The organism is Bradyrhizobium sp. 170 (genome assembly GCF_023101085.1).
Taxonomy (GTDB): Bacteria; Pseudomonadota; Alphaproteobacteria; order Rhizobiales; family Xanthobacteraceae; genus Bradyrhizobium.
Window position 1 is genome coordinate 6,380,295 of record NZ_CP064703.1, and the last position, 25,819, is coordinate 6,406,113.

The following is a 25,819-nucleotide window of genomic DNA, read 5'->3' on the forward strand; positions in this document are numbered from 1 at the left end:
GGCGAGGCAGCGGGACGGGCAGAGTGCGCCGAGAAGCCGACGCATCTGCCGCGTACGGACTTGCTTGCCGGCTGATGGACGCTCACCCGGTCAACAGCTTCCGGCGCAAAGCCGACACGGAGGGCTAAGCACGGACGTCCGTTATTGCGCGGTCAGCGATAGATCGAGACCCGCCGGGCCAGCTCGCTCTCTCAACTGATCGAATTCGCCGGGCTGATAGGTGGCCCCATCGGGCGTCACGATCTCGACGTTCCAGCAGCCGTCCGATATCAGTTCCGCGGCTTTCTTCAACGCAGCAGGAACCGACCCCCGGTTGAGGGTCACGTTTCCCGCCGTATCCTGCGCAGTAATCAAAAACCTCATATGATCGCCTCCCGGCGCGAGCCGCCGGCCATTCTGGCTTGGCGCGCGGCTGCGTCAAGAGCATAGCCGAAATCCAGGCGCTCACTTCGCAAACGGGTTCACCCAGCCGCCCCTGCCCGCCGGCGCGCGCGGCGGGTAGGCCGTCTCGAGATAGTTCAGGACCACCTCGCGATCCTTGTCGTCGAGCGGCGGCATGTTATGGCGGCGGACCATCAGGCTGATCGAATCCTCCCACTGCGCGCGCGTCATGCCCTGTTGCGCGACCAGGCGGAAGCCGTGGCAGGCGGTGCAGGCGTAGAAGGCCTCGTCGCGGCCGGCGCCCGCGGCGAACTCCTCCGGGCTTTCCTCGCGCGGGGTGAAGCCTGTTTGCGCCGTGGCCGGCGTTATCAAGAGCATGCCGGCCAAAGCGAGCCACGCCAAACGCTGCATCATCCGACCAGCACGGCGATGCGGTGCATGGCGTTGCCGCCATAGCCCTGCGGATTCCAGAAGCCGGCCTGATGCGGCTGCATCGCACCCCTGGAATCGGTGGCGCGCGCCCAGATTTCGAAATAGCCGTCGGTCGGCAGTTTGATGGTCGCGGTCCAGCGCTGCCAGTCATATTTGTTCTTCGGCTTTTCCAGCGTGGTCCGCTGCCAGCTCGCGCCAAAATCGGTCGAGATATCCACCTGCTTGACGGTGAGATCGCCGGCCCAGGAGGCGCCGCGCAGTTTCAGCTCCTTGGTACCGGCGGCGAACTTGGCGCCGTTGGCGGGATTGGTGATGATGGAGCGCACCGGCATCGATTCCAGGATACGGAAATTCGCCGGATCGGCCTTGCCGCCGGGCACCATCGGCTTGATCGCCGTGCGATAGGAAAATTCCGTCATGCCGGGGCCGTCATGCTCCTTGTCGCGGATGGTGATGCGCGTCAGCCATTTCTGCGACGCCGAGCCGGCCCAGCCCGGCACGACCAGCCGCACCGGTCCGCCATGGATGTTCGGCAGCGGCTTGCCGTTCATGGCCCATACGATCATCGTGTTCGGGTCCATTGCCTTTTCGATACGCACGCCGCGCGAGATGGTCGGCTTGCCGGCGTCGCCCGACAGATGCAGATCGGCCGCATAATGCGCGGTGTATTTCGCTGATGGCTTCAGGCCGGCCTTCTTCAGCAGGTCGGCGAGCGGCACGCCGGTCCATTCCGCGCAGCCGGCGCCGCCATTGGTCCACTGGTTGCCGCGCGCCGGCGGCGAGAACGCCGCACGGCCGTTGCCGCCGCACTCCAGCACCATGCGCCGCGTCACCGCCTTGTACTTCGACTTCAACTCGCCGAGCGTGATCTCGATCTTGTTGTTGACCTCGCCGTCGATGGTGATCTTCCAGGCGTCGGGATCCTTCGCCTCCTCGGGGATCTGCCCGTTGTTGCGGATGTAGAATTTCTCGATCGGCGTGGTGTCATCGTCGAGCAGGCTTTCCGGCGTCTCGGCGACCAGCGGCTTTTCGCCGAGCACGACGAGCCCTTCGTTCTTGCCGGGGAATTTCAGGTGTTGCGGTCCCTTCGCCGCAGCAGGCGCGGCGGCCGGGGCCGCCTGCGCGTGGGCCTGGGGAATGCCGGCGCCGTTGCGCGAGAGCGGCAACGCGCCGCCGATGACGGCGCCGATCGCCGCCAGACCTGAACTGCCCAGAAATCTGCGCCGGCTGGTCTCGAACTTGTTGCCAACAGCCGTATTGCCCCCGGTTTCCCGCGCCATGACGTCTCTCCCGTGTTGCCCGCTCCCGGGCTTTCTTGGCCAGGCTTCCCACCGGAAACCCAACTGGAAGGAGTATTTGCGTTTTGCGGCCGTGCCGCAAGACCGCCAGCGGCCGCAACCGCGACCGCGCCGACACGCTGCCCGACGCGGGACCGCGACGGCGCAGCGAACCGCCGGCAAACCACAAGCCGCAACCGCTGCGGCATCCTCCCGCACCGTCCAACGGGCCTGTTCGGTCGCCGCGTTCTGGATTAGAATTGCCCGATACCTGGCATGCGAAAGGGAACCAGCAGGAGACCTGCGATGGCTAGTATCGAAGAAGCTCCGCGCAAGCTTGTTTTGAAATCAGGCTCAACGACGCTTACGCTCGACAAGGATTCCGGCAAGGCAACGCTGCAGCAAAAAATACTGTTGTGGAACAAAAAGCCCGTCGAATTCGCGCTCTCCAATATCGACGACATCGCCGTGAAATCGGATGTGGACGGCCTTTCAGGCGCGGCAATCCATCACAGCGTGTTGCATGAGCGTACCGGCGAGATCATCGTCCTGACAACCGAGGAAGCCAAGGACGCCGCCGAAACGGTCAAAAAGCTGCGTGGCTTTGTCGGACTGTAGGGTTCGGGCGCAAACGGTTACTGCTCGGCTTCCGCCGCTTGTGCGGACGCGACTCTGGCTGTGAAAATTCAGCCCATCGACGATCTCGTCGATCGCCTTGCGCCCGGCGCGCATCGCGAGCCCAACCTTCGTAGTGACACCTGCGGGGCCAGGGCGTAGTTTTCCAATGCGCTGAGCAGCGGGCAAAAACGCCCCGATCAAAAGAGCCCCGAATGGCCTTTGGGAGCGGCGCCGACTGATCAACTCAAACCGCGTTGGACGCCAGATCAAAGATCATCTGCATGACGGCGAGCTTGACGCAGAAGTCCAATCGCGAAGTGGCGTGAGGCGGCTGCAAGCAAGCGCAAATGGGGGGTCCCGAAAGAGGAGGAACTTCCATGAAACTTCGCGCAAAGTTTTTTCTTGCGGCCGCACTTGCCGGCGCCGCTGTCGTGATTGCCCCGGCTGGCGAGGCGACGGCTCAGCCCAGCAGCCAGATCACGATCCTCTACGACGCCTTCGGCACTGATGCCGCGATGAAAAAGGATTGGGGCTTCTCCGCACTTGTGGAGATTTCCGGCAAACGAATCCTGTTCGACACAGGCAACGATGCAGACATCTTCGCAGCGAACGTCAAGGCGAAGAACATTGACCTCACCAGCATCGACTTCGTGGTGCTGTCACACCGGCACTCCGATCACATGGCTGGCCTGAACCATGTTCTGAGCGTGAATCCGACGGTGAAGATCTACGCACCCAGGGAAGGATTCGGAATCTATGGCTCGTCGCTGCCCTCGAGCTTTTACCGAAAGGACGAATCCTTGCCACCCGAAATGCGCTACTACGACGGCAAGCCGCCGGAAGTCATGAAATTCGGTGCCGCCTGGCAGCGAGCCAATATCGAGCCTATCGACAAGACAACGGAAATCGCCCCAGGCATCACGTTAATAGCGCTTGTCTCCGATGCCCCCGGCACGAAGGAGCTGAAGGAGCTGTCCCTGGCCGTCAACACCGCGGACGGCGTCGTGCTCGTGGTCGGCTGCGCGCACCCCGGGATCGAAAGGATCGTCGAGGCGGCGATAGCCATCAACCCCAAAATTCGTTTGATCGCTGGCGGCTTCCACCTCGTCGTCGCATCGGACGAGGTCATTGCCAAGGCCGTGGCAACGCTCAAGGACACGTTCAAGGTGGAAAACATCGCTCCGGGCCACTGCACCGGCGAGCCGACCTTCGCAGCATTGAAGCAGGCTTACGGTGATCGATACCTTTATGCGGGTGTTGGCACCTCGCTGCCGTTGGGACCAGCCATGGGCACTATCGGGCGACGTGGCGAGGGACCGGCGCTCCAGGAGGATGATCTCGCCACCTACCGGAAGCTGGCCCAACGGGAAGACCCGTTCGGCATTCTAAAGGCACGGAGTTTACGATCGGGGTTTTCGCACCTGTGAAGACATCAACCGCGTGCGACCTCGCTCTGAAATCCATCGGTTCATGCGCTAGCTGTGAAACTTCAGCCCGTCGACCATCTTGTCGATTACCTTGCGCTCGTCGCGCATCGCGAGCCCGACCAGTCGGAAAACGGCCTCAATAAACATCGAGGTCACGCGCGACGACGACCTTACCGCCGTAGCGCGACTGCACTTCAGCGAGCAGCTCTTCGGGCGAGGAATTCGCGGCGGCGCCTGGAAAATTCGGGTTGACCCGCGGCCGGAGCGAAATCGAGGCGTGATACAGAACCAGGAGTTTGGGTTTGGCCTGCGCGGCGAGTTCGGCAAGCTGGGCCGTCGAGGTATGGTACATCCCGGCAAAGGCCTGGAACATCGCCGGACGGGCGGCGAGCGCGGAGAGCGTATTGACCTCGTGGATGAGGACATCGCACCCGTTGCACGCGTCGATCGTTGCCTGGGTTGGAGCGGTGTCGCCGGTTATAACGATGCTGCGGTCGCCCGTATCGAACCGATAGCCGTAGCTCTCCATCGCGTGCCTGGTGGTGAAGGCTGTTACGGTGACGTTTGCATCCTTGTAGACGACGCCGGCTGCGATCTCATGCGCGTTAACCCACGACCCCTGCGGAAACTCACGCTGGTTTCCATGCGGATTGGTGCGAGTCTTGATATCCTCCCCGTAAGCAAGAAGGATGTGCTCGGTCATCGCCTTGATCCCTTTGGGGCCATGGACTTCCAGCGGGATTTTGCGGCCGATGACCCAGGGCGTCAGAATGAGATCGGGGTAACCCACCGTGTGATCCGAGTGCAGGTGCGTCACGAAGACCACGCGCAAGCTTATCGGTTCAAGGGCAGGAATACCTTTGTCGAGAGCCGCTGCCTTTGCTCGCCGCACGACGCCCGCGCCGACATCAACCAGATAGGCCGTGCCGTTGACCACGACCGCTGTGGCCGGTCCGGAGCGATCCGGGTCAGGCCCCGGCGTGCCGGTTCCAAGCATGACGACCTGGGTGGCCGATGGGGACTGAGCTTTGGCAGAATGGCCAAGCCCGAAAATACCGATCAGCGCAGCAGCGCCAATCGTTGACAGCGCGCCAACACAGTTTCGCATGATTGGTTGTCTCCGCGATCGCAGTTAAGGCTACGCCGTGTACCGATACAGACTTCCTTGCCAGCCGATGGGGCTCATTCGATCAACCGCACAGCGACGGGTTTGACTGCCACGTCAGTTCCCTCTTGAAGGTTGATGCCGCCGGCAACGCCCATGCCTTCTCAAGCCCGGCTTCAGATCGCGTAACGGACGAACGAATGGCATCAGGACGTACTTTGGTCTGGCTGAGAATAAGGCTGGCACCACCAACCAAAGTGATCAGCGCCAGCACGGCAGCAAACAACGCAGTCCTTGCCGCTCGGCTCATGAGTTTGAGTTCTCGCTACGGCAATCACGTACCGATGTTGGGCCGCAAACCGTGTTGCCTTGGACGGACTAGAGAACTTCTAATGCTAGCTGAGCAAGGATATTTTGGCTTACGCGTTGGCTCTATGAACGGTTTCACATTCGCAAAGCACCCTCGCCTGGCCTTCGGGCACTGAAGCGATGGATCAGCCGGGCGGTTAAGTGTTCGCCGATTACCGATCAAACCTCGAGTAAGCGGCGACGGAGATATCGGCTTCTGGCCAGGCGCGATGGTGCCCCATAGGGGGCTTTCGATCCGGCAGCCGCCTAATTGGAAAGGTGCGTGGGCACGCTCTGGTTTACCCCTCCAATCGGGCGTAGAGTGCACATCCAGCAAAGAAGGAGGGCATGATGAAAGCGGCCTTTCTTTCAATCCTGATCCTTGCACTTTCGACGAGCGCCGGCTTCGCCCAACAGCCCGCGCAGTGCAGAAACTTTGAGGCGACAATTGCGCTTCAGATGACCAAAGAAGGTTGCTCAAGCCCGATCGACCTCTGCACCGTTGGAACGGTCATGAGCAACGAGTCCGCTCTAAGCGGCGCCAAATGGCTTTTCACGGCGCACGGAATGGCCGAAACGGCTGGCTTGGCTTCGTTGCCTAAAGCACTGCAATCTTACGCGGGAACTGTGGTAGTCACGGCAAAAGGGGGAACATTCACGACCGCCACTGCTGGCATTTACGACACCGGATCGCAGGCCTTCAGCCAACTGGATAAGATCGTCAGCGGAACGGATCGATTCAGCAACACCACCGGCCGGCTTATTTTCCTCATCGGCATCGGTCGGCAAGGCGGCGGCTTTGATTCCCACGTTCGCGGCGAATTGTGCGTGAACAACTAACGAGGCCGATCCGGTAACCTGAGGTGGAGATGGACCACTCGGGACCATAACCGCGCGGCGTTAACTTGCAAACCCCGCTGTTGGCGGTCTCCTTCGTTTCAAGCCTAATCTAGCCTGCAGTGTTGCCTGTTGGCACTTCGGACCTCACGCGACGGGCAGACTTGAGTCCGCAAATGCGCATCAAGAGGGACGTCCGCCGGCGACTCAGAATTTATCAGTTCCCGCCCCTAGCTGTGAAACTTCAGCCCGTCGACGATCTTGTCGATCACCTTGCGCTCGGCGCGCATCGCGAGCCCGACGAGATTGAGCTCGGCGCGGATCACTGCGCGCACCACCTCGCGGTTGGCGGCGTCGTGCGTGGTCTTGAACATGTCCTCGGTATAGACCGCGGGCGTGACGTTGCGCGCCAACGCCCGTTCAAGTGCGCGGGAAAGTGCGGCCCGGTCGGCGCCGTAGATCAGGATCGGTTGGCCGATCAGCGACAGATATTTCGTGCCCGAGGCGTCGCCATAGGGTTCGCCGATGCATTCGGGAAAGGCGGCGGCAATTCCGCCGGCGAGGAATGAAGCGACGTTGAGCTTCTGCCACGGTTCGAGATCGGTCCGGATCACGACCGCGATCTTGGTGTCGAATTGCATGATTACTCCCGATGACATTCCGGGGCGGGTCGAAGGACGAACTATGATGTGCATTGCACATCATAGTTCGCGCTAACACGCGCCCGGAATGACGATAACAGAATCAGCCCTTGGCGTCGCAGGCCCAGGCGCGGATGACGCATTCCTTGCCGCCGAATTCGTAGCACTTCTTTGTCGCAGCATTGAGCGAGCTGGAAATTTTCGGCTTTACGGCATAGCCGTGGGGACCGCACGGATTGGTCATATCGACCGCGAGCGCGGCGCAGGCCCGATTCATGGTGAGCGCGGTGCAGTTGCCCTTGCACTGTTTCAGCGCCGCGGCACGCGCGGCGGCCTCGGCCGGATAGTCATAGGCCTGGCCGTAGGCGCCGCATTTGCCGACGGCGAAGGCGCCGGCCGCCCATGCTTTGGTGATGTAGCCCGAGACGCCCAGTATCAGCGTCAGCGCAAGGATAAAGAGCGCGCGGCGCTGTGCCGCGACGGTCGAAACGATCAAAAGCCCCTCCCCCGAGGTAACGGACAGAATCTAGCCGGGAGGGAGTTTCAACTTGGTGAACGGAAGCTTTGCAGGGTGGGCAAAGCGAAGCGTGCCCACCATTTCTCTGCGATCGTGAAAGGATGGTGGGCACGCTTCGCTTTGCCCACCCTACGATCTACGATCCTCGCGCCGCCTCCAGCGCCTGCGGGGTGTCGATATCGAGAAACGCGCTCTGGCCATCGACCGGGACTTCGGCGACGGCTTCGGCGTGCTTGGCGATCAGATGGCGGGCGCCGATATCGCCGTCGAGCGTCATCAGCTCCTTGAAGAAGCGGCGCGACCATAGCACGGGATTGCCCCGGCGGCCGTCGCTGACGGGCACGGCGATCAGATGGCCGCGGTCCGGCGCGAAGGTTTCGATCAACTGGTCGATCAGTTTTGCGGAGATCAGCGGCATGTCGCCGAGACAGACGACGGCGCCGTCGGCGTTTTCCGGCACCGCTGATATGCCGGCCTTGACCGAGGACGCCAGGCCACCGGCGAAATCCGGATTGCGGACGAACTTTACGTTGAGGCCCGCCAAGGCCTGCTCGACGAGATCGGCCTGATGACCGGTGACGACGATCACGTCATTCGCTTTCGACGCCAGCGCCTGCTCGGCGACGATCCGCACCAGCTTCTTGCCGTCGATTTCGGCCAAGAGCTTGTTGGGACCGCCCATCCGGGTCGAGCGCCCGGCGGCAAGCACGATTGCCGCGACATTGCGGTTGGCTTCGAGATCGGCAACGGTGCGCGGCTGCGGCCGGGTGACGATTTCCATCAGGAGGCCGCCGACGCCCATACCGGTGAGTTCGGCGCGCGTGACCTTCAGCCCGGCGAGAAGGCGCATCAGCACCCAGTCAAAACCGTTTTCCACCGGCGAGCGCGCGCAGCCCGGTGCGCCCAGCACCGGCACGCCGCCGGCGCTGCCGATCAGCAGCAGATTGCCGGGATCGACCGGCATCCCGAAATGCTCGATCGCGCCGCCGATTTCGGTGATCGCAGCCGGGATCACGTCGCGGCGATCGGCGATCGCGGACGCGCCGAACACGATCACGAGTTCAGCGCCGAGGCCGAGCAATTCCTTGATGGATGCCGCGAGATCAGCCTCATCGTGCGGCACGCGGCGCTCGGCAATGATGCTGGCGCCCGCCGGCGCGAGCCGTTCCGCCGTCACCCGCAAGGTCTTGTCGATCACCTTGGGCGAAAGCCCGGGCAGCAGGGTCGAGACCACGCCGACCTTCTTGATGGTGTAAGGCGCAATCCGCAGCGCGCCCTTGCCCGCGACATCAACGGCGGCATCGCGCAGCTTCGCCTCGACGCCGAACGGAATGAGCTTGACCGTCGCGATCATCTCGCCTTCGACGACCGGCTTGAAGGCAGCGAGCGTCGCAAAAGTTATGGCTTCGTCGACGCCGTTGATGCGGTCGACCGCTGATCGATCCACCACCAGCACGCCGGCTTGCGCAGCGAATAGATTGGATCGGCCGGTAAAGGCGCGCTCGACATTGACGCCCTCGCCAGCAACAGCCTGCGCGATGCTGGCGGCCGCGACGTCTTCGGAGACGTCGCCCTCCTCCAGCCGCACCACGACGATTTCTTTCACGCCTGCCTTGTTGAGCGCCTCGACCTCGGCCGGCCCGATCGTGGTGCCTTTCTTCAGCACCAGCGACCCCTGCCGCAGCGTATGGACGGTGACGCCGCCAATCGCGTCGGCCGGACTGGCGGGACCGAACTTCATGCCGCCTGCACCTTTGCGGTTTGCTTCTCGCCTTCCTTGGGCAGCCGCAGCTCGGCGGTGATCTCGGCCATGATCGCGACCGCGATCTCCGACGGCGACACCGCGCCGATGGAGAGGCCGATCGGCGCATGGATCCGGGCGAAGTCGGCATCTGAAGCGCCCTGCGCCTTCAGCCGCTCGGCGCGCTTGGCATGGGTCTTTCGCGAGCCCAGCGCGCCGATATAAAAGCAGTCGCGCTCGAACGCATGCAGCAGCGCCGGATCGTCGATCTTGGGATCATGCGTGACGGCGACGAACGCGGTGTAGTGATCGACGTTGAGCGGCGGCAACGCGACGTCGGGCCATTCAGCGATCAGCGGCACGTCCGGAAAACGCTCCGGGCTCGCGAAGGCCGTGCGCGGATCGACCACCGTCACGTCGTAATCGAGCGAACGCGCCAGCGGCGCCAGCGCCTGGCTGATATGAACCGCTCCGACGATCACGAGGCGTGCCGTCGGCGCGTAGACGTTGAGGAACAGTTTTTTGCCGCCGCTCTCGATCATGCCGCTCTTGCCCATGCGGAGCTGCTTTGAGAGTTCGGCGCTCAACGGATCAGTCGCGATATCCTTGGCCTTCACTAGCCGCTGCTCGCCATTGGCAGTATCAGTGATCACGATGACAGGCCGGCGCGCAGCGCGCTCGGCGTTGACTTGGGTGAGTGTTTCGAGCTTCACGACTGGCCCACCTTCTCGACGAAGACGCGGATAGTGCCGCCGCAGGACAGGCCGACATTCCAGGCGGTCTCGTCGGCGACGCCGAACTCCAGCATTTTTGGTTTGCCGCTGGCGATCACGTCCAGCGCCTCGGTGACGACGGCGCCCTCGACGCAGCCGCCGGAGACGGAGCCCAGGAAGGTGCCCTCATCGTTGATGACGAGGCTGGAGCCTGCCGGCCGGGGCGCGGAGCCCCAGGTCTCGACCACCGTCGCCAGCGCCACGCCGTGGCCGGCTTTTTGCCAGTTCTCGGCGGCCTGCAGAATGTCTTCGTCGCGGTTGAGCATGGGAGAACCTCCTTCAGGCTGCCGATCGGATCAGGCTGCGATGGTGCGGCGGGGGCGGCGCGGAAAGCGCCTCGATCAGCCCTTCCATCGATGTCAAGTTATGCACCGGGCGGAATTCGTCAACGTGCGGCAGCATCATTTTGATACCCTGCGCCTTGGCCTCGAAGGCGCTGTAGCGCAGCAGCGGGTTGAGCCAGATCAGGCGCCGGCAAGACCTATGCAGCCGGTCCATCTCGAAGGCGAGCTTGGCGTCGGCCTCCCGCTCCAGCCCGTCGGAGATCAAAAGCACGATCGCGCCCTGCCCGAGCACCCGGCGGCCCCACAATTTGTTGAAGCTGTGCAGCGAGGTCGCAATGCGGGTGCCGCCGGCCCAATCCTCGACCGACGACGAACAGCTCGCCAGCGCTTCATCCGGATCGCGCGCCCGCAGCGCCCGCGTCACATTGGTGAGCCGCGTGCCGAACAGGAACACGGACACGCGCTTGCGGGCGTCGGTGATGGCGTGGAGGAAATGCAGGAACAGACGGGTATACTCGCTCATGGACCCAGATATATCGAGCAACGCCACGATCGGCGCCGGCTTCTCGATCCGGCCGAGCTTTCTGATGTCGATGATCTCGCCGCCGGTGCGAAGGGAGCTGCGCAGCGTGCGGCGCATGTCGAGCCGCAACCCCTTGGCGTCGGGCTGGTAGCGACGGGTGCGCAGTTCGGCCTGCGGCAGCTTCATGTTGGCAATGGCGCGGGTGACCTCGGCGATCTCGGCCGCGCTCATCTGCGCAAAATCCTTCTTCTGCAGGATATCCTTGTCGGAGACCGACAGCCGCAGTTCCTGTTCCTGCACCTGCTCGGCCTCGTCGCGCATCGACGGCTGGGCCAAGGCCTCCTGCACGCGGCGCGAGGCCGGCGGCGGCTTCTTCTTGGCGTGGTCCGGCAGCGGCACCGAATCCAGCATGTGCTTCCAGTCTTCGGCGGCGCGGAAGAACAGGTCGAACGCCTGCGCGAAGATCAGCATGTGCTCATGGCGCTTGACGAAGATCGCCTCCAGCGTGGCGTAGACATCGGCGCGGTTGCCGATCTCGATCGCCTGCATCGCGTTGAGCGCATCGATCACGGCGCCGGGACCGACGGGAATCCCGGCCGCACGCAGCGCGCGGGCGAAGCCGACGACGTTATCGGCCATGTGGCCCGTGGGGGGATTGAGATGATCGATGGTGGTCATGGTCGAACCAACTTCCGTCGTCATTCCGGGGCGAGCGCAGCGAGAGCCCGGAATCCATTCCTCAGCGCCCATGCGGCTCGATGGATTCCGGGCTCGCGCCAAGTGGCGCGCCCCGGAATGACGAGTCAGTCGCTCGTCGCTTCCTTCAAAACCTTCTGCAGCGTATCGCCCTGCATCCGCGCGATGTCGTCCTGGTATTTCAACAGCGCGCCGAGGGTATCGCCGACCATTTGCGGCGTCAGCGAACGGGCGTCGAGCTCGGTCAGCGCGGTGGCCCAGTCGATGGTCTCGGCCACGCCCGGCGACTTGTAGAAATCCTGGTCGCGCAGCGCCTGCACGAAGCGGACGACCTGCTGCGACAGCTTTGCGGAAATATCAGGCACGCGCGACTTGACGATCGCCAGTTCGCGCTCGGCCTCGGGGTAATCCACCCAGTGATAGAGACAACGCCGCTTCAGCGCGTCGTGAATCTCGCGGGTGCGGTTCGAGGTGATGATGACGATCGGCGGCTGCGGCGCCTTGATGGTGCCGAACTCGGGAATCGTGACCTGGAAGTCGCTGAGGATTTCCAGAAGATACGCCTCGAACGCCTCGTCGGCGCGGTCGAGTTCGTCGATCAAGAGCACCGGCGCACCGGCGACGTCAGGCTCCAGCGCCTGCAGCAGCGGGCGCTTGATGAGGAAGCGTTCGGCGAAAATATCCGACGACAATTGCTCGCGATCGGTATCGCCGGCGGCTTCCGCCAGCCGGATCGCGATCATCTGCGCCGCACTGCTCCACTCGTAGACGGCGGAGGCGACGTCGAGCCCCTCGTAGCATTGCAGGCGGATCAGCTTGCGCCCGAGCGCCGCCGACAGAACTTTTGCTATCTCCGTCTTGCCGACGCCGGCTTCGCCTTCGAGAAACAGCGGCCGGCCCATGCGCAGCGAGAGATACGTGACCGTCGCCAGCGACCGCTCGGCCAGATAGCCGCGCGAGGTCAACAGCTCGAGCATGCCATCGACGGATTTGGGCAACGCCGATGCACTCATGGGCAAACCTGTCCTGGGAAAGTCAATCTCGATACGCCGGTAATCGGCAAACTTACTTCGCCGTCGCGGCTTCGACGGCGCGGCGCGTCAACACGCCGATCAGGTGCGCGCGGTATTCGGCGCTGCCGTGCAGATCGCTGTTCAGGCCATCGGCAGACACCGAAATGCCGTCGAGCACCTTGTGCGAAAAACGCTTCTTCAGCGCTTCCTCGAACGCGGTGGCGCGGAACACGCCGTCCGAGCCCGCGCCGGTGACGGCGACGCGCACGTCGGACGGACGCTTGGCGACGAACACGCCGACCAGCGCGTAGCGCGAAGCCTGGTTGCGGAACTTGATGTAGGCCGCCTTCTTCGCCAGCGGGAACATCACCTTGGTGATGATCTCGTCGCTCTCGAGCGCCGTCGTGAACAGGCCCTGAAAAAACTCTTCCGCCTTGAGGCGGCGCTTGTTGGTGACGATGGTGGCGCCGAGCGCGAGCACCGCGGCGGGATAATCCGCGGTCGGGTCGTTGTTGGCGAGCGAGCCGCCGATGGTGCCCTTGTGGCGCACCGCGGGATCGCCGATTCCGACGGCGAGTTCGGCGAGCGCCGGAATGGCTTCGCCGACGATCGGCGACGTCGCGACGGCGTCATGTTTGGCGGTGGCGCCGATCACCAGCGCACGGCCCTTCATCTCGATGGCGTCGAGCCCTTCGATATGGGAGAGGTCGACCAGATGCGGCGGGCTGGCGAGCCGCTGCTTCATGACCGGCACCAGCGTGTGGCCGCCGGCGATCACCTTGGCGTCTTCGTTCTTCACCAGGAGATTGGCGGCCTGCCGCACGGTCGCCGGGCGATGATATTTGAATTCGTACATTGAGAACTTCCTGATCGCGGTCGCGATGAAATCGATTTGTCGATTAAGCGGATTTGGCCATCGCCTTGGCGCCGGCGGCGATCGACTGGACGATGTTCTGATAGCCGGTGCAGCGGCACAGATTGCCTTCGAGCTCCTCGCGGATGATTTGGTCCGAAAGATCATGCCCCTTGCGATTGACCAGATCGACCGCGGTCATGATCATGCCGGGGGTGCAGAAGCCGCACTGCAGGCCGTGGTGCTCGCGAAAAGCTTCCTGCATCGGATGCAGCGGCGCGCCGTCGGCGGCCAGGCCCTCGATGGTGCGGACCTCATGGCCGTCCGCCATGACCGCGAGCGTGGTGCAGGATTTTACCGCCTTGCCGTCGAGATGCACGACGCAGGCGCCGCATTGCGAGGTGTCGCAACCGACATGGGTGCCCGTCAGCCGCAGATTTTCCCGCAGAAACTGGACCAGCAGTGTACGGGGATCGACATTGGCGTTTACGGGGTTACCGTTCACGATCAGGGAAATCTTGGCCATCAGCACTCTCTTGAGCTGCACCGCCGCATATCGGCCGCGCAGGCGTTTAAAGTCATTCCAAATGCCATAATATGGGCCATCCCGGTAATGAGCAACCTCAGGAGCCCCTCGTCTGGGGCATGCCTAATGGACCTGGCGGGACTGCGGGACGGGGCTTGAGGCCTGCGTCAGAATCAGCCTTGCACGGGAATCAGCCCTGCACAGGAGTCAGCCTTGCACGGCCTTGGCGAAATTGGCGAAGAACTCGTCGGCCAGTTTCTTGGCCGCGCCGTTGATCAGGCGCTGGCCGAGCTGGGCGAGCTTGCCGCCGATCTGGGCCTCGACATTATAGCTCAACAGGGTACCGCCATCCTTTTCGGCAAGCGCCACGGTGGCGCCACCCTTGGCAAAGCCGGCGACACCCCCCTCGCCTTCGCCCGAGATCTTGTAGCCGTTGGGCGGATCGAGATCGGTCAAATTGACCTTGCCCTTGAAGCGGGCGGAGACCGGCCCGACCTTCATTTTGGCGGTGGCGCGGAAGCCGTTGTCCTCGGTCTTTTCCAGCTCCTCGCAGCCGGGGATGCAGGCCTTCAGCACTTCCGGATCGTTCAGCTTGGCCCACACAGCCTCGCGCGACGCCGCAAGCTGGACTTCGCCGTTCATCGTCATGGCCATTGGGGGTGCCTCCTGGATCGCCTTAGATCGAAACTGATCTCCCCCAAGTAAAGCACGCCCGGGCCAAAAGGAAGGCCGCCTGACGCCATGAGCGATGCATATTCGCAAGTGCAGCAGAGCCAGCCTGACAAGGGCATTGGCAGCGACAGGCCGTAATGGTTAGGTCGCGCACAGATGAGCACGTCCCTTTCCCCCCTGCTGGCTCCGATGCTGTCGAGCGCGGCGATGCGCGCGATCTGCGACGATGCCGCGACCCTGCAAAACATGCTGGATTTCGAGGCAGCGCTGGCGCGCGCCGAGGCCGCAGCCGGGGTGATTCCGGCTGACGCCGCCGGCCCGATCACGAATGCGTGCCGGGCCGAATCATTCGACCTCGCAGACCTGGCCAACGCCGCGACGAGGTCCGGCAATCTCGCCATCCCGCTCGTCAAGGCGCTGACGGCCAACGTCGCCAAGGTGGATGCAGGGGCGGCGCGTTATGTCCATTGGGGCGCGACCAGCCAGGACGTCATCGATACCGGCGCCATGCTCGGCCTTCGCGCCGGCATCGACGCGCTGCTCGCCGACACCAATCGCGCGATCGCGGGCTTTGCCGGACTGGCGCGCCAGCACCGCCAAACCCCGGTGGTCGCCCGCACCTGGCTGCAGCATGCGCTGCCGATGCCGTTCGCCCTGAAGCTCGCCGAATATGCCGCGGCGTTGCATCGCTCGAAGCTGCGGCTGCAGCGGGTGCGCAGCGAGACGCTGGCGCTGCAATTCGGCGGCGCCGCCGGCACGCTCGCCGCCCTCGGCGACAAGGGAATGCAGGTCTCAGAACGACTGGCCGCGGAACTCAAGCTGCCGCTATCAGACGCGCCCTGGCACACCCACCGCGACCGCATCGCGGACGCAGCCTCGGTATTCGCGATTATCGCCGGCACCTGCGGCAAGATCGCGCGCGATGTTTCGCTGATGATGCAGACCGATGTCGGCGAAGCCTTCGAGCCCTCGGGCGAAGGCCGCGGCGGCTCCTCCACCATGCCGCACAAGCGCAATCCCGTCGCGGCAGCCAGCGCGCTGGCGGCGGCCACCATGGCCCCCAATCTCGCAGCGACGATCTTTGCGGCGCAGGTGCAGGACCATGAGCGCAGCGCCGGTCCCTGGCACGCGGAATGGTCGACGCTGCCGACGCTGCTGCTGGTCACCTCGGGCGGGCTGGCGGCCATTGTAGATATCGCCGAGGGGCTGGAAGTCGACGCGGTGCGCATGCGTGTCAATCTCGACGCGACGGACGGACTTATCATGGCCGAGGCGGTGACGATGGCGCTGGCCGAAAAGATCGGCAAGAGCGACGCGCATCATCTGATCGAAGCGGCGAGCAAGAAAGCGGTCAAAGACAAGAAACATCTGCGCGATGTCCTGACGGCGGACGCCAAGGTCACCGCACAGCTCAGCGCTGATAAAATCACTGCACTGTTCGAGCCGATGGCCTATCAGGGCGCCTCGCAGGCCCTGATCGACCGCCTGCTCGCTTCGCTGGACGACAAATAAGAGAGACCGGAGAACTCCAGATGCCGATGATCGACGCCGACGGGTGCCTGCTCAACGTATCCGTCGAAGGCCGCGACGGCGGACCGACGCTGATGCTGTCGAATTCGCTGGGCTCGACCATGCAGATGTGGGAGCCGCAAATGAAGGCGCTGACGCAGATGTTCCGCGTCATCCGCTACGACCGGCGCGGTCACGGCAAGTCGAGCGTGCCGCCCGGCCCCTATTCATTGGAGCGTTTCGGCCGCGACGTGCTGGCGATCCTCGACGACCTCAACATCGCAAAGGCCCATTGGTGCGGCCTGTCGATGGGCGGCATGGTCGGGCAATGGCTGGGCGCCAACGCATCAGACAGATTCGGCAAGATCGTGCTCGCCAACACCACCTGCCACTACCCGGACCCGACGCGCTGGAACGACCGCATCAAGGCGGTGAAGCAAGGCGGCATCGTAGCGGTCGCCGACGCCGTGATGGCGGGCTGGCTGACGGCGGATTTTCGCGAACGCGAACCGCAGATCGCGGCCAACATGAAGGCGATGATGCTGACCACGCCGGTCGAGGGTTACATCGCCTGCTGCGAGGCGCTGTCGACGCTCGACCAACGCGAGTTGCTGCCCAGGATCAAGAGCCCGACGCTGGTCATCGCCGGCCGCCACGACATGTCGACGACGGTCGCGGACGCCGAATTCATGCGCAGCCGGATTCCCGGCGCCAGCATGACCATCCTCGATGCGGCGCATATTTCCAACGTCGAGCAGCCGCACGCCTTCACCGACGCGCTGGTGGGCTTTTTGACGCAACGCTAGTTTCCGCAACCAAAGACGTCATTGCGAGCGAAGCGAAGCAATCCATTTCACCGCTTGCCGAGACATGGATTGCTTCGCTTCGCTCGCAATGACGGGGAGAGAACGTACAATGGACGACAACCAACGCCGCGACGACGGCATGGCGCAACGCCGCAAGGTGCTCGGCAATGAATGGGTCGACAAGTCGATCAAGAACCGCAACGCGTTCAACACCGATTTCCAGGACCTGATCACCCGCTATGCCTGGGGCGATATCTGGACCCGGCCGCATTTCGACCACCGCACCCGCCGCGTGCTCGTGATCGGCACCATGGTCGCGCTCGGGCAGTGGGATGAATTCCGCCTGCATGTGCGCGCAGCCCTTGCCGAAGGCGGCTTCACGCCCGAGGACATCAAGGAAATCCTGCTGCAGCAGGCGATCTATTGCGGCGTGCCGGCGGCCAACCACGCCGTCAAGGAAGCGGGCGCGATCATCGCCGAAATGGGTTTGCTGAAGAGCTAGCTCGCATACGACTGCGTGTATCGGCGCGAGCAAATGCCGGGTCGGCAGCATTGTAGCGCCGAGCCGGTGAAGTCCTGCCCAGGTGATATCTTGAATTCCGAACCCTCGACGAAACCCGTGGCGGCTTCCGGCTCGTTCGCGGCCATGAGGTCATCGCCCTATCGTGCCCAGTTCGCCGCCTATGTGCTGGCCATGATGGCCGACAATATCGAGCACGTGATCAGCTATTGGGTGGTGTTCCAGAAATTCCATTCCCCCGCGCTGGCGGGCTTTGCGGTGCTCTCGCACTGGCTTCCGTTCCTGCTGTTTTCGGTCGCCGTAGGCTCGCTGGCCGACCGGTTCGATCCGCGCCGCATCATCCAGTGCGGAATGCTGCTGTTCATCGTGGCCTCGGCGGGGTGGGGATTTTTCTTCATCACCGACACGCTTGAGATGTGGCACGCGATGCTGCTGCTGGTCATCCATGGCTGCGCCGGCGTGCTGTGGCAGACGCCGAACCAGTTGCTGCTCTACGACATCGTCGGCCCCGCCAATCTGCCAAGCGCGGTGCGGCTGAACGCGACGGCGCGCTATCTCGGCATCCTGGTCGGTCCGGCCGTGGGCGGCGTCATCATGCTGGCGCTCGGTCCATCGCACGGCATCATTTTCAACACGCTGTTCTATCTGCCGATGCTGCTCTGGCTGTTCCGGGCGCCGACCAGAGCGAAGGACGCCGCACCCCGGCGCATCCCGGTCCGCGGGTTTGCCGACATCATGCAGACCATCCGTGACATCGGCACGCAGCGCGTCCTGACCTCGATGACGCTGCTCGCCGGGCTGACATCCTTCATGATCGGCAACGCCTACCACGCCCAGATGCCGGGTTTTGCCGGCGATCTCGGGCACGGCGATCCCGGCGTGTCCTACAGCGTGCTGCTGGCCGCTGACGCCGCCGGCGCGCTGCTGGCGGGTATCGCGCTCGAAGCGTGGGGAAGGCTCAAGCCTGACCCCCGGACAGCCATCGTGCTGGCCATTCTATGGAGCCTGTCCCTGCTCGCGTTCGCGTCCGTCGGGATTTATACGCTTGCGATCGCGTTGCTGTTTGCCGCAGGCTTCTTCGAGCTATCGTTCAACACGATGGCGCAGGCGCTGGTCCAGATCAATGCCCCCGCCGACATCCGCGGCCGTGTTGTCGGCCTGTTCAACATGGCCGGGCTCGGCATGCGGGCCTTCAGCGGCATTACCGTGGGCCTCGCTGGTGCCGCGATCGGCATTCACTGGTCGCTCGGCGTGTCGGCCGCCGTGCTATTGGCTTTTCTGTGCGTCCTGTATCGCCGCGCGGCAAAGAGCGGCTCGTCGCCGAGCTAGGTCTGTTGAAGGGTCAGCCCGGCGGGCGCCGCGTCGGCCTGCGGCGGCGCGGGCCGCTCGATCAGCATGACGATAACCGTGCCGAGCATCATCAGGAGTTCGGCTGCATGCAGCCGAAGCGCTGAAGTCTCGCCGCCCTGCGAGGCCATCACCACGCCGGCAAAACTCATTACACTGCCGATCGCAAGCGCCATGCCGAGCGCTTCGTCGCAGCCGCCGGCCTTGCGGATCGACGCGCGGGTGATGAAAACCAGAAACATTGCAAGGAACGCCACCACGGTCATGCGGGCGAGCGCCAACAGCAAGGCGACGCGGACGGTGGCCATCCCGGAAAGCTGCAGGTGATCGCTGACGAACAGCGCCAGCGAAATGTTCGGCCGATCATAGAGACCGTGGATCGGCGAAATGACGATCTTGAAGGCGATGATGGTCCATGCCGGAATGAAATAGGCCGCCAGCAGCGCGCCGTTGAATGTGCTGATCCGCCAGTTTCCGATCATGCCGCTTCCCGCCTGGTCCGCGGCCCGAGCTGAGGCGGCGGATCGAGGGAGCGACGTAACTCCCCCAAACTGCCAGCGGCAATTTAAACCATTTGTTTACCTTAATTTCCCGGACCACCCATTTGCCTCCGGCTTGACCCGAGGGTTCATCGCACGAGTTCGGCCACGACGGTGGCGGGCCGAGCGCCACAAAAGAAAAGCCCCGCCTTTCGGCAGGGCCTTCTTTACTCACTCACCCGTCCGGCTAGCTGTCCTGATCGGGCATCTGCTTCCCCTGACGGTTGGGGTTCGGCTTCTCGCGGCCTGGATCCTGCTGCTGCTGGCCCGGCTTTTGGCCGCCACCCTGCTGCTGCTGGCCGGGCTTCTGGCCCGGGTTCTGGTTCTGCTGGCCCGGATTGTTCTGATTGGTCATTAAGGGATCTCCGTTGTTTGACCATAGCCGGAGTAAACGGAGGGGCATGGCATTCGTTGCAAGGGAACGCCGGTTCCGCCGCGATCATTGCGCGGCAAAGGCGTGGCAGCACTGTGAAGCGGGAACCCGTGCTGAAAAACTAGCTCTGTACAAGCCAAATAAGCCGCAGCCGGCGCTGTTGCCGCCCCCGGTTCCCACCTGTTAGAAAACGACACGACGCGTCGCATCGGGCTGCCGGAGCTCTCGCCGCGTCGCGGCTCTAACTACGGCAGCGCATGGATTATTTCGCCCAGCAACTGATCAACGGCCTCGTGCTCGGCTCGATCTACGGCCTGATCGCCATCGGCTACACGATGGTCTACGGCATCGTCGGCATGATCAATTTCGCCCATGGCGATATTTTCATGATCGGCGGCTTCATCGCGCTGATCACGTTCCTGATCCTGGTCTCGTTCGGCCTGACCGCCATCCCCCTGATCCTGCTGGTGGTACTGCTGGTATCGATGGCGATCACGGCGCTCTATGGCTGGACGGTGGAACGCATCGCCTACCGACCGCTGCGGCACTCGTTCCGCCTGGCGCCGATGCTCTCCGCAATCGGTATGTCATTCGTGCTGACCAATTATTCCCAGGTGGCGCAGGGCGCGCGCGTCAAACCGGTGCCGCCGATCATCACCGGCGGCTATACTCTGCACGAGGGCGCCGAAGGCTTCGTGGTGCAGCTTTCCAACGTCCAGATCATCGTCGTCATCACCACCGTGGTGCTGCTGGCGCTGTTCACCTGGCTGGTATCGCGCACCCGGCTGGGGCGCGACATGCGCGCCTGCGAGCAGGACCAGACCATGGCCTCGCTGCTCGGCGTCGACGTCGACCGCACCATCTCCATGACCTTCGTGATCGGTGCCGCGCTGGCCGCCGTCGCCGGCATGATGTACCTGCTCTATTATGGGCTGGTCGACTTCTTCATGGGCTTCGTCGCCGGCATCAAGGCGTTCACCGCCGCCGTGCTCGGCGGCATCGGCTCGCTGCCCGGTGCGATGCTGGGCGGGCTTCTGATCGGCCTGATCGAGACGCTGTGGTCGGCCTATTTTTCGGTCGAGTACAAGGACGTCGCCGCGTTCTCGATCCTGATCGTGGTTCTGGTCTTCCTTCCGACCGGCCTGCTCGGCCGGCCCGAAGTCGAAAAAGTCTGATGGACGGCCGCGTGAGCGCACCCCCCGCCGCCCAAACCTCGCGCGTTCCGGGCGCCGCCTTCATCTTCAAGAAAGCGCTGATCAGCGCGCTGGTGGCGCTGGTGCTGTTTTCGCTGATGATCGGCGTGCGCACCGAAGCGGGATCGGACGGACAACTGACCTACTGGACGCGGTTCGGCGACCTCGCCGCCATGGTCGCGGCCGTGTTCGGCGGCAGCATCCTCGTCGAGCTGCTGCGGCAATGGTGGGGACCGGTCGAGACCGTCAGGGTGGTCCCCGCTTCAGTGAAGTCGGCGCTTTCGTTCGCCGGACGCATGGTCGCGCCGGTGCTGCTGGTGTTCACGTTTCTGGTGCCGGTCCTGTTCTACGACGAGCGCTACATTCTCGACCTCGCCATCCTCGTGCTGACTTACGTGATGCTCGGATGGGGGCTCAACGTGGTGGTCGGCCTCGCCGGCCTGCTCGATCTCGGCTATGTCGCGTTCTACGCCGTCGGCGCCTATTCCTACGCGCTGCTGGCGACCAATTTCGGATTGTCGTTCTGGGTCTGCCTGCCGCTCGCCGGCATCCTCGCCGCCTTCTGGGGCGTGCTGCTCGGCTTTCCCGTGCTGCGGCTGCGCGGCGATTATCTCGCCATCGTCACGCTGGCCTTCGGCGAGATCATCCGCCTCGTCATCATCAACTGGCAGAGCCTGACCGGCGGGGCGAACGGCGTCACCGGCATTCCGCGTCCGACCCTGTTCGGCATCCCGCTCACGCCCGGCGACGACGGGCTTGCGGCCAGGCTCGGCATCGAATTTTCGCCGACGCACCGCATCGTGTTCCTGTTCTATTTGATCCTGGCGCTGGCGCTGCTCACCAACTGGGTCACGATCCGCCTGCGCCGCCTGCCGATCGGACGTGCCTGGGAAGCCTTGCGCGAGGACGAAGTCGCCTGCCGCGCGCTCGGCATCAACACCACCACGACCAAGCTGACCGCGTTTGCGACAGGAGCGATGTTCGGCGGTTTTGCCGGCGCGTTCTTCGCGACCAGACAGGGTTTCATCAGCCCGGAATCCTTCACCTTCCATGAATCGGCGCTGGTGCTGGCGATCGTGGTGCTGGGCGGCATGGGCTCGCAACTCGGCGTCGCGCTTGCAGCACTTGCCATGATCGGCGGCTTCGAACTGTTTCGAGGGCTCGACCAGTACCGCATGCTGGTGTTCGGCATGGCGATGGTGCTGTTGATGATCTGGCGGCCACGCGGGTTGATCGGCCACCGCGCGCCGACCGTGTTCCTCGAGCGCCAGCAAGCGATCTCGTCCGACCTCGTCAAGGAGGGCCACGGATGAGCGACGACCACATCCTATCCGTCGATCGCCTGTCGATGCGCTTCGGCGGCATCGTCGCCGTCAACGAACTCTCCTTCAATGCCGAGCGGCGCAAGATCACCGCGCTGATCGGGCCGAACGGCGCCGGCAAGACCACCGTCTTCAACTGCATCACCGGCTTCTACAAGCCCACATCAGGCGCCATGCGGCTCGCGCATAATGACGGCCCCGCCATCCAGCTCGAACGGCTGAACGATTTCCGGATTTCCAAGCTGGCCAAGGTCGCGCGCACCTTCCAGAATATCCGGCTGTTTCCCGGCATGACGGCGCTGGAAAACCTGATGGTGGCGCAGCACAACGCGCTGATGCGCGCCTCCGGGCTGACGTTTCTGGGCCTGATCGGCGCACCGTCCTGGCGCAAGGCCGAGCAGGCCGCGATCGATCTGGCGCGGACCTGGCTCGACCGCATCGGGCTCCTCGATCGTGCCGACGATGCCGCCGGCAATTTGCCCTATGGCGACCAGCGGCGTCTGGAGATCGCGCGTGCGATGTGCACCCAGCCCGCGCTGCTCTGCCTCGACGAGCCGGCGGCCGGCCTCAACGCGCGCGAAAGCGCCGCTTTAAGCGAATTGCTGCTCTCGATCCGCGCCGATCAGGGCACCTCGATCTTGCTGATCGAGCACGACATGAGCGTGGTGATGGAAATCTCCGACCACGTCGTGGTGATGGACCACGGCGTCAAGATCGCCGAAGGCACGCCGCAACAGATCCGCGACGATCCCAAGGTGATCGCCGCCTACCTCGGCGCCGACGAGGAAGAAGCCATCGCCGTGATGGAGAGCGGAACGTGACTGCCCCATCGAAGACGCCCCTGCTCGCGATCCGCTCGCTGCGCGCGGCCTACGGCAAGATCGAGGCGCTGAAGGGCGTCGATCTCGACATCAACGCCGGCGAAATTGTCGCCCTGATCGGGGCAAACGGCGCCGGCAAGTCGACCTTGATGATGACGATCTTCGGCCGGCCCCGCGCCCGCGCAGGGAGGATCGAATTCGACGGCCAGGACATCACCGACGTGCCGACGCATGAGATTGCGCGGCTGCGCATCGCCCAGTCCCCCGAGGGCCGCCGCATCTTCCCGCGCATGAGCGTGGCGGAAAACCTGCAGATGGGCGCCGACGCGACCGATAGCAGCGAGGCCGATCGGGCGAGCGGCCTGGAGCGCGTCTTCGCGCTGTTCCCGCGGCTCAAGGAACGCATGACCCAGCGCGGCGGCACGCTGTCCGGCGGCGAGCAGCAGATGCTGGCGATCGGCCGGGCCCTGATGAGCCGGCCGCGCCTGCTGATGCTGGACGAGCCGTCGCTCGGGCTGGCCCCCCTGATCGCGCGGCAGATTTTCGATGCGATCCGGACCCTGAACCGGCAGGACGGCCTGACCGTTCTGATTGTCGAACAGAACGCCAACCACGCGCTGAAACTCGCCCATCGCGGCTATGTCATGGTCAACGGCCTGATCACCCTGTCCGGAACCGGCAGCGAATTGCTGCAGCGCCCGGAAATCCGCGCCGCCTATCTGGAGGGCGGCCGGCGGGAGTAATGCTCCCCGCCTGCCCTTGGCGCGTGCTGCGGCAAGATGCGGCGAACGGATCGTGGATTTGCCCGAAAATTGCCGATGACTTCGCCGTAAAATCAGCCGACAATGGGCGTGATTTTCGTACCCGGCCTGCCGGGCGCTTCCTGAAATCGACTGACCTGCGAGGATATCTCATGAAATCACTGAAACTCATCGGCCTGGCTTTGGGCGCATCGTTGGCGCTGTCGACAACCGCGCTGGCGCAGGACATCTCCATCGCCGTGGCGGGCCCGATGACGGGCGGCGAATCCGCGTTCGGCCGACAGATGAAGAACGGCGCCGAACAGGCGGTGGCCGACATCAACGCCGCCGGCGGCGTGCTCGGCAAGAAGCTGGCGCTGCAGGTCGGCGACGATGCCTGCGATCCCAAGCAGGCGCGCTCGGTGGCGGAAAAGTTCGCCAGCGCCAAGATCCCGTTCGTGGCCGGTCACTTCTGCTCGTCGTCGTCGATCCCGGCGTCGGAAGCCTACGCCGACGGCAACGTGCTGCAGATTACGCCGGCCTCGACCAACCCGCTGTTCACCGAGCGCAAGCTGTGGAACGTGGCGCGCGTCTGCGGCCGCGACGATCAGCAGGGCCTGGTTGCCGCCGACTACATCGTCAAGAACTACAAGGGCAAGAACGTCGCCATCCTCAACGACAAGTCCACCTACGGCAAGGGCCTCGCGGAGGAAACCAAGAAGGCGCTCAACAAGGCCGGCTACACCGAGAAGATGTTCGAATCCTACAACAAGGGCGACAAGGACTTTAACGCGATCGTGTCGCGGCTGAAGCGCGACAATATCGATCTGGTCTTTGTCGGCGGCTACCATCAGGAAGCCGGCCTGATCCTGCGCCAGATGCGCGACCAGGGCCTCAAGACGGTGTTGATGGCGGGCGACGCCCTGAACGACAAGGAATTCGCCTCGATCACCGGTCCGGCTGGCGAAGGCACGCTGTTCACCTTCGGTCCCGACCCGCGCAACAAGGCGACCGCCAAGGCGATCGTCGAGAAGTTCAAGGCCAAGAACATCGATCCCGAGGGCTACACCCTCTACACCTATGCCGCGATGCAGGTCTGGACGCAGGCGGTGGCGAAGGCGAAGACCACCGATCCGAAGAAGGTCATGGAGACCATCAAGGCCGGCGAATGGGACACCGTGCTCGGCAAGCTTTCCTTCGATGCCAAGGGCGACATCAAGGTGATCGACTACGTCGTCTACAAGTGGGACGCCAAGGGCAACTACACCGAGATCAATCCGAAGGGGTCCTGATTCCCCTCTTGCCAGCTTCGCGCGATCATACGCCCCGGCTTGCCGGGGCGTTTTTTTTGGAACGACAGCCCGTCGGAAGCGCGATTGAACTAACCGTGCGCCGGCCTTCGATGTGTGGCCGACGACAAGGCCTGGAATACAATCGCGCCCGTTATCGAGATGATTATTGTGTAAAACTTCAGCCGTGTCAGTAAGGACGAAACCTGACCGTCACGCTTCGAAATCGTACCCGGCGCTCTGAGAAGCGAAACCAATGTAAGATCTTCAGCAACGTCTAATATGCCGTACAACACTGCGCATGCAGTAAACAGCAGCAGCAGCAGATCCCGTGGCAAACCCGATAACCCGAAATGAATTATGATCCATACCCAAAAACTCGCTGAAGAGATCGAGAGCGCTATGGCAAATACAATATCGTTCCAGAGCAGGACCGGGCGAATATACATGTCAAGCAACGTTTGCTGCTCATCTAACCGATGTGATTCGAGGTGGCTAGCCACCCGCTTGAGATAGCTGCAATCGTAGCCTTCAAGCACTCTTCGTTCGGGGACAGGCAGGCTCTCGCCAAGACATTTGTCAATTTTGTCTCGAGGCGCCACGTTCTTGACGAACGCGCCGACAGCTACAGCCAAGCCTATAGCGCTAATCGCAAGCAACAAATGGTACGACACAACAGCCTTCTCCACCCTCAGA

The 25,819-nt window shown here is 63.5% G+C and carries 30 protein-coding genes and 1 pseudogene; 12 read left to right on the forward strand and 19 right to left on the reverse strand.

The window, feature by feature from the left end:
• Nucleotides 1-141 precede the first annotated feature (141 nt).
• The 3 genes from IVB05_RS29805 to IVB05_RS29815 all read right to left on the reverse strand — a co-directional run bounded on the left by IVB05_RS29805 (nucleotide 142) and on the right by IVB05_RS29815 (nucleotide 2,093).
• Nucleotides 142-363, reverse strand: coding sequence for a hypothetical protein (locus tag IVB05_RS29805; RefSeq protein WP_247779547.1), 222 nt, complete (start codon nucleotides 361-363; stop codon nucleotides 142-144).
• An 81-nt stretch (nucleotides 364-444) separates the two neighbouring features.
• Entirely contained in the window at nucleotides 445-795 is a 351-nt protein-coding gene (locus IVB05_RS29810) for a hypothetical protein (protein WP_247779549.1), read from the reverse strand.
• Complete coding sequence (locus IVB05_RS29815; protein WP_247779551.1) at nucleotides 792-2,093, reverse strand: sulfite oxidase; 1,302 nt, start codon at nucleotides 2,091-2,093, stop codon at nucleotides 792-794. Before IVB05_RS29815 ends, IVB05_RS29810 begins: the two co-directional genes overlap by 4 nt.
• 303 nt (nucleotides 2,094-2,396) lie before the next feature.
• Between IVB05_RS29815 and IVB05_RS29820 the strand changes: the two genes are divergently transcribed.
• Together IVB05_RS29820 and IVB05_RS29825 are read left to right on the forward strand one after the other, a co-directional pair.
• Nucleotides 2,397-2,708, forward strand: a complete 312-nt coding sequence (locus IVB05_RS29820) for a hypothetical protein (RefSeq protein WP_247779552.1) — start codon at nucleotides 2,397-2,399, stop codon at nucleotides 2,706-2,708.
• A gap of 377 nt (nucleotides 2,709-3,085) precedes the next feature.
• Nucleotides 3,086-4,135 (forward strand): MBL fold metallo-hydrolase, encoded by a 1,050-nt coding sequence (locus IVB05_RS29825; protein WP_247787099.1) that lies wholly within the window; start codon nucleotides 3,086-3,088, stop codon nucleotides 4,133-4,135.
• Between the two features lie 48 nt (nucleotides 4,136-4,183).
• Here IVB05_RS29825 and IVB05_RS43810 read toward each other — a convergent pair.
• From IVB05_RS43810 to IVB05_RS29835, 3 genes and pseudogenes are all read right to left on the reverse strand, one after another.
• Nucleotides 4,184-4,258 (reverse strand): annotated as a pseudogene (locus IVB05_RS43810) (DUF2000 domain-containing protein); the annotation flags it as partial.
• A gap of 13 nt (nucleotides 4,259-4,271) precedes the next feature.
• A complete protein-coding gene (locus IVB05_RS29830) occupies nucleotides 4,272-5,243 on the reverse strand; it encodes an MBL fold metallo-hydrolase (RefSeq protein WP_247779554.1) in 972 nt (323 codons plus the stop codon).
• Between the two features lie 82 nt (nucleotides 5,244-5,325).
• Nucleotides 5,326-5,550, reverse strand: coding sequence for a hypothetical protein (locus tag IVB05_RS29835; RefSeq protein WP_247779556.1), 225 nt, complete (start codon nucleotides 5,548-5,550; stop codon nucleotides 5,326-5,328).
• 386 nt (nucleotides 5,551-5,936) lie between these two features.
• Here IVB05_RS29835 and IVB05_RS29840 point away from each other — a divergent pair, with 386 nt between their 5' ends.
• Nucleotides 5,937-6,428: a hypothetical protein gene (locus tag IVB05_RS29840; protein ID WP_247779557.1), complete on the forward strand. Its 492-nt coding sequence runs from the start codon at nucleotides 5,937-5,939 to the stop codon at nucleotides 6,426-6,428.
• Nucleotides 6,429-6,655: 227 nt separating this feature from the next.
• Here the strand turns inward: IVB05_RS29840 and IVB05_RS29845 are convergent, their stop codons facing one another.
• The 10 genes from IVB05_RS29845 to IVB05_RS29890 all read right to left on the reverse strand — a co-directional run bounded on the left by IVB05_RS29845 (nucleotide 6,656) and on the right by IVB05_RS29890 (nucleotide 14,646).
• Nucleotides 6,656-7,066 (reverse strand): DUF2000 family protein, encoded by a 411-nt coding sequence (locus IVB05_RS29845; RefSeq protein ID WP_247779558.1) that lies wholly within the window; start codon nucleotides 7,064-7,066, stop codon nucleotides 6,656-6,658.
• 103 nt (nucleotides 7,067-7,169) lie between these two features.
• Complete coding sequence (locus IVB05_RS29850; protein ID WP_247787102.1) at nucleotides 7,170-7,559, reverse strand: DUF4189 domain-containing protein; 390 nt, start codon at nucleotides 7,557-7,559, stop codon at nucleotides 7,170-7,172.
• Between the two features lie 160 nt (nucleotides 7,560-7,719).
• Nucleotides 7,720-9,324 carry a molybdopterin-binding/glycosyltransferase family 2 protein gene (locus IVB05_RS29855; RefSeq protein ID WP_247779560.1) on the reverse strand — a complete coding sequence of 535 codons (1,605 nt, stop codon included), beginning with the start codon at nucleotides 9,322-9,324 and terminating at the stop codon, nucleotides 7,720-7,722.
• Nucleotides 9,321-10,037, reverse strand: coding sequence for an XdhC family protein (locus IVB05_RS29860; RefSeq protein WP_247779562.1), 717 nt, complete (start codon nucleotides 10,035-10,037; stop codon nucleotides 9,321-9,323). Before IVB05_RS29860 ends, IVB05_RS29855 begins: the two co-directional genes overlap by 4 nt.
• Complete coding sequence (locus IVB05_RS29865) at nucleotides 10,034-10,363, reverse strand: XdhC family protein (protein WP_247779564.1); 330 nt, start codon at nucleotides 10,361-10,363, stop codon at nucleotides 10,034-10,036. Before IVB05_RS29865 ends, IVB05_RS29860 begins: the two co-directional genes overlap by 4 nt.
• A 13-nt stretch (nucleotides 10,364-10,376) precedes the next feature.
• A complete protein-coding gene (locus tag IVB05_RS29870) occupies nucleotides 10,377-11,582 on the reverse strand; it encodes a VWA domain-containing protein (protein ID WP_247779566.1) in 1,206 nt (401 codons plus the stop codon).
• Between the two features lie 125 nt (nucleotides 11,583-11,707).
• On the reverse strand, nucleotides 11,708-12,613 hold the full coding sequence (locus tag IVB05_RS29875) for a MoxR family ATPase (RefSeq protein ID WP_247779567.1): 906 nt from the start codon (nucleotides 12,611-12,613) through the stop codon (nucleotides 11,708-11,710).
• Nucleotides 12,614-12,665: 52 nt separating this feature from the next.
• The gene (locus IVB05_RS29880; protein ID WP_247779569.1) at nucleotides 12,666-13,469 is read right to left on the reverse strand and encodes a xanthine dehydrogenase family protein subunit M; all 804 of its coding nucleotides are present in this window, start codon (nucleotides 13,467-13,469) and stop codon (nucleotides 12,666-12,668) included.
• Nucleotides 13,470-13,512: 43 nt separating this feature from the next.
• Nucleotides 13,513-13,992, reverse strand: a complete 480-nt coding sequence (locus IVB05_RS29885; RefSeq protein ID WP_247779570.1) for a (2Fe-2S)-binding protein — start codon at nucleotides 13,990-13,992, stop codon at nucleotides 13,513-13,515.
• Nucleotides 13,993-14,199: 207 nt separating this feature from the next.
• On the reverse strand, nucleotides 14,200-14,646 hold the full coding sequence (locus tag IVB05_RS29890; RefSeq protein WP_247779572.1) for a carbon monoxide dehydrogenase subunit G: 447 nt from the start codon (nucleotides 14,644-14,646) through the stop codon (nucleotides 14,200-14,202).
• 174 nt (nucleotides 14,647-14,820) lie between these two features.
• Here IVB05_RS29890 and IVB05_RS29895 point away from each other — a divergent pair, with 174 nt between their 5' ends.
• The 4 genes from IVB05_RS29895 to IVB05_RS29910 all read left to right on the forward strand — a co-directional run bounded on the left by IVB05_RS29895 (nucleotide 14,821) and on the right by IVB05_RS29910 (nucleotide 18,828).
• Nucleotides 14,821-16,176: a 3-carboxy-cis,cis-muconate cycloisomerase gene (locus IVB05_RS29895; protein ID WP_247779574.1), complete on the forward strand. Its 1,356-nt coding sequence runs from the start codon at nucleotides 14,821-14,823 to the stop codon at nucleotides 16,174-16,176.
• A gap of 20 nt (nucleotides 16,177-16,196) precedes the next feature.
• Nucleotides 16,197-16,979: a 3-oxoadipate enol-lactonase gene (pcaD, locus tag IVB05_RS29900; RefSeq protein WP_247779576.1), complete on the forward strand. Its 783-nt coding sequence runs from the start codon at nucleotides 16,197-16,199 to the stop codon at nucleotides 16,977-16,979.
• Between the two features lie 109 nt (nucleotides 16,980-17,088).
• A complete protein-coding gene (locus IVB05_RS29905) occupies nucleotides 17,089-17,481 on the forward strand; it encodes a carboxymuconolactone decarboxylase family protein (protein ID WP_247779578.1) in 393 nt (130 codons plus the stop codon).
• A gap of 90 nt (nucleotides 17,482-17,571) precedes the next feature.
• Nucleotides 17,572-18,828 carry an MFS transporter gene (locus tag IVB05_RS29910; protein ID WP_256472597.1) on the forward strand — a complete coding sequence of 419 codons (1,257 nt, stop codon included), beginning with the start codon at nucleotides 17,572-17,574 and terminating at the stop codon, nucleotides 18,826-18,828.
• Here the strand turns inward: IVB05_RS29910 and IVB05_RS29915 are convergent.
• Together IVB05_RS29915 and IVB05_RS29920 are read right to left on the reverse strand one after the other, a co-directional pair.
• On the reverse strand, nucleotides 18,825-19,328 hold the full coding sequence (locus IVB05_RS29915; protein ID WP_247779579.1) for a hypothetical protein: 504 nt from the start codon (nucleotides 19,326-19,328) through the stop codon (nucleotides 18,825-18,827). The two genes, IVB05_RS29910 and IVB05_RS29915, sit on opposite strands and share 4 nt — an antisense overlap.
• 244 nt (nucleotides 19,329-19,572) lie before the next feature.
• Nucleotides 19,573-19,740 (reverse strand): hypothetical protein, encoded by a 168-nt coding sequence (locus IVB05_RS29920; protein WP_190241861.1) that lies wholly within the window; start codon nucleotides 19,738-19,740, stop codon nucleotides 19,573-19,575.
• A 275-nt stretch (nucleotides 19,741-20,015) separates the two neighbouring features.
• Here IVB05_RS29920 and IVB05_RS29925 point away from each other — a divergent pair, with 275 nt between their 5' ends.
• The 5 genes from IVB05_RS29925 (at nucleotide 20,016) to IVB05_RS29945 (ending at nucleotide 25,126) form a co-directional block, all read left to right on the forward strand.
• Nucleotides 20,016-20,933, forward strand: coding sequence for a branched-chain amino acid ABC transporter permease LivH (locus tag IVB05_RS29925; RefSeq protein WP_108516515.1), 918 nt, complete (start codon nucleotides 20,016-20,018; stop codon nucleotides 20,931-20,933).
• Entirely contained in the window at nucleotides 20,933-22,264 is a 1,332-nt protein-coding gene (gene livM, locus IVB05_RS29930; protein ID WP_247779580.1) for a high-affinity branched-chain amino acid ABC transporter permease LivM, read from the forward strand. The genes IVB05_RS29925 and livM overlap by 1 nt, the downstream gene beginning before the upstream one ends.
• The gene (locus IVB05_RS29935) at nucleotides 22,261-23,094 is read left to right on the forward strand and encodes an ABC transporter ATP-binding protein (protein ID WP_247779581.1); all 834 of its coding nucleotides are present in this window, start codon (nucleotides 22,261-22,263) and stop codon (nucleotides 23,092-23,094) included. The genes livM and IVB05_RS29935 overlap by 4 nt, the downstream gene beginning before the upstream one ends.
• A complete protein-coding gene (locus IVB05_RS29940) occupies nucleotides 23,091-23,837 on the forward strand; it encodes an ABC transporter ATP-binding protein (RefSeq protein WP_247779582.1) in 747 nt (248 codons plus the stop codon). Before IVB05_RS29935 ends, IVB05_RS29940 begins: the two co-directional genes overlap by 4 nt.
• 170 nt (nucleotides 23,838-24,007) lie before the next feature.
• On the forward strand, nucleotides 24,008-25,126 hold the full coding sequence (locus IVB05_RS29945; RefSeq protein WP_247779583.1) for a branched-chain amino acid ABC transporter substrate-binding protein: 1,119 nt from the start codon (nucleotides 24,008-24,010) through the stop codon (nucleotides 25,124-25,126).
• Nucleotides 25,127-25,215: 89 nt separating this feature from the next.
• Here the strand turns inward: IVB05_RS29945 and IVB05_RS29950 are convergent, their stop codons facing one another.
• The gene (locus IVB05_RS29950) at nucleotides 25,216-25,797 is read right to left on the reverse strand and encodes a hypothetical protein (protein ID WP_247779584.1); all 582 of its coding nucleotides are present in this window, start codon (nucleotides 25,795-25,797) and stop codon (nucleotides 25,216-25,218) included.
• Between the last annotated feature and the right edge of the window lie 22 nt (nucleotides 25,798-25,819).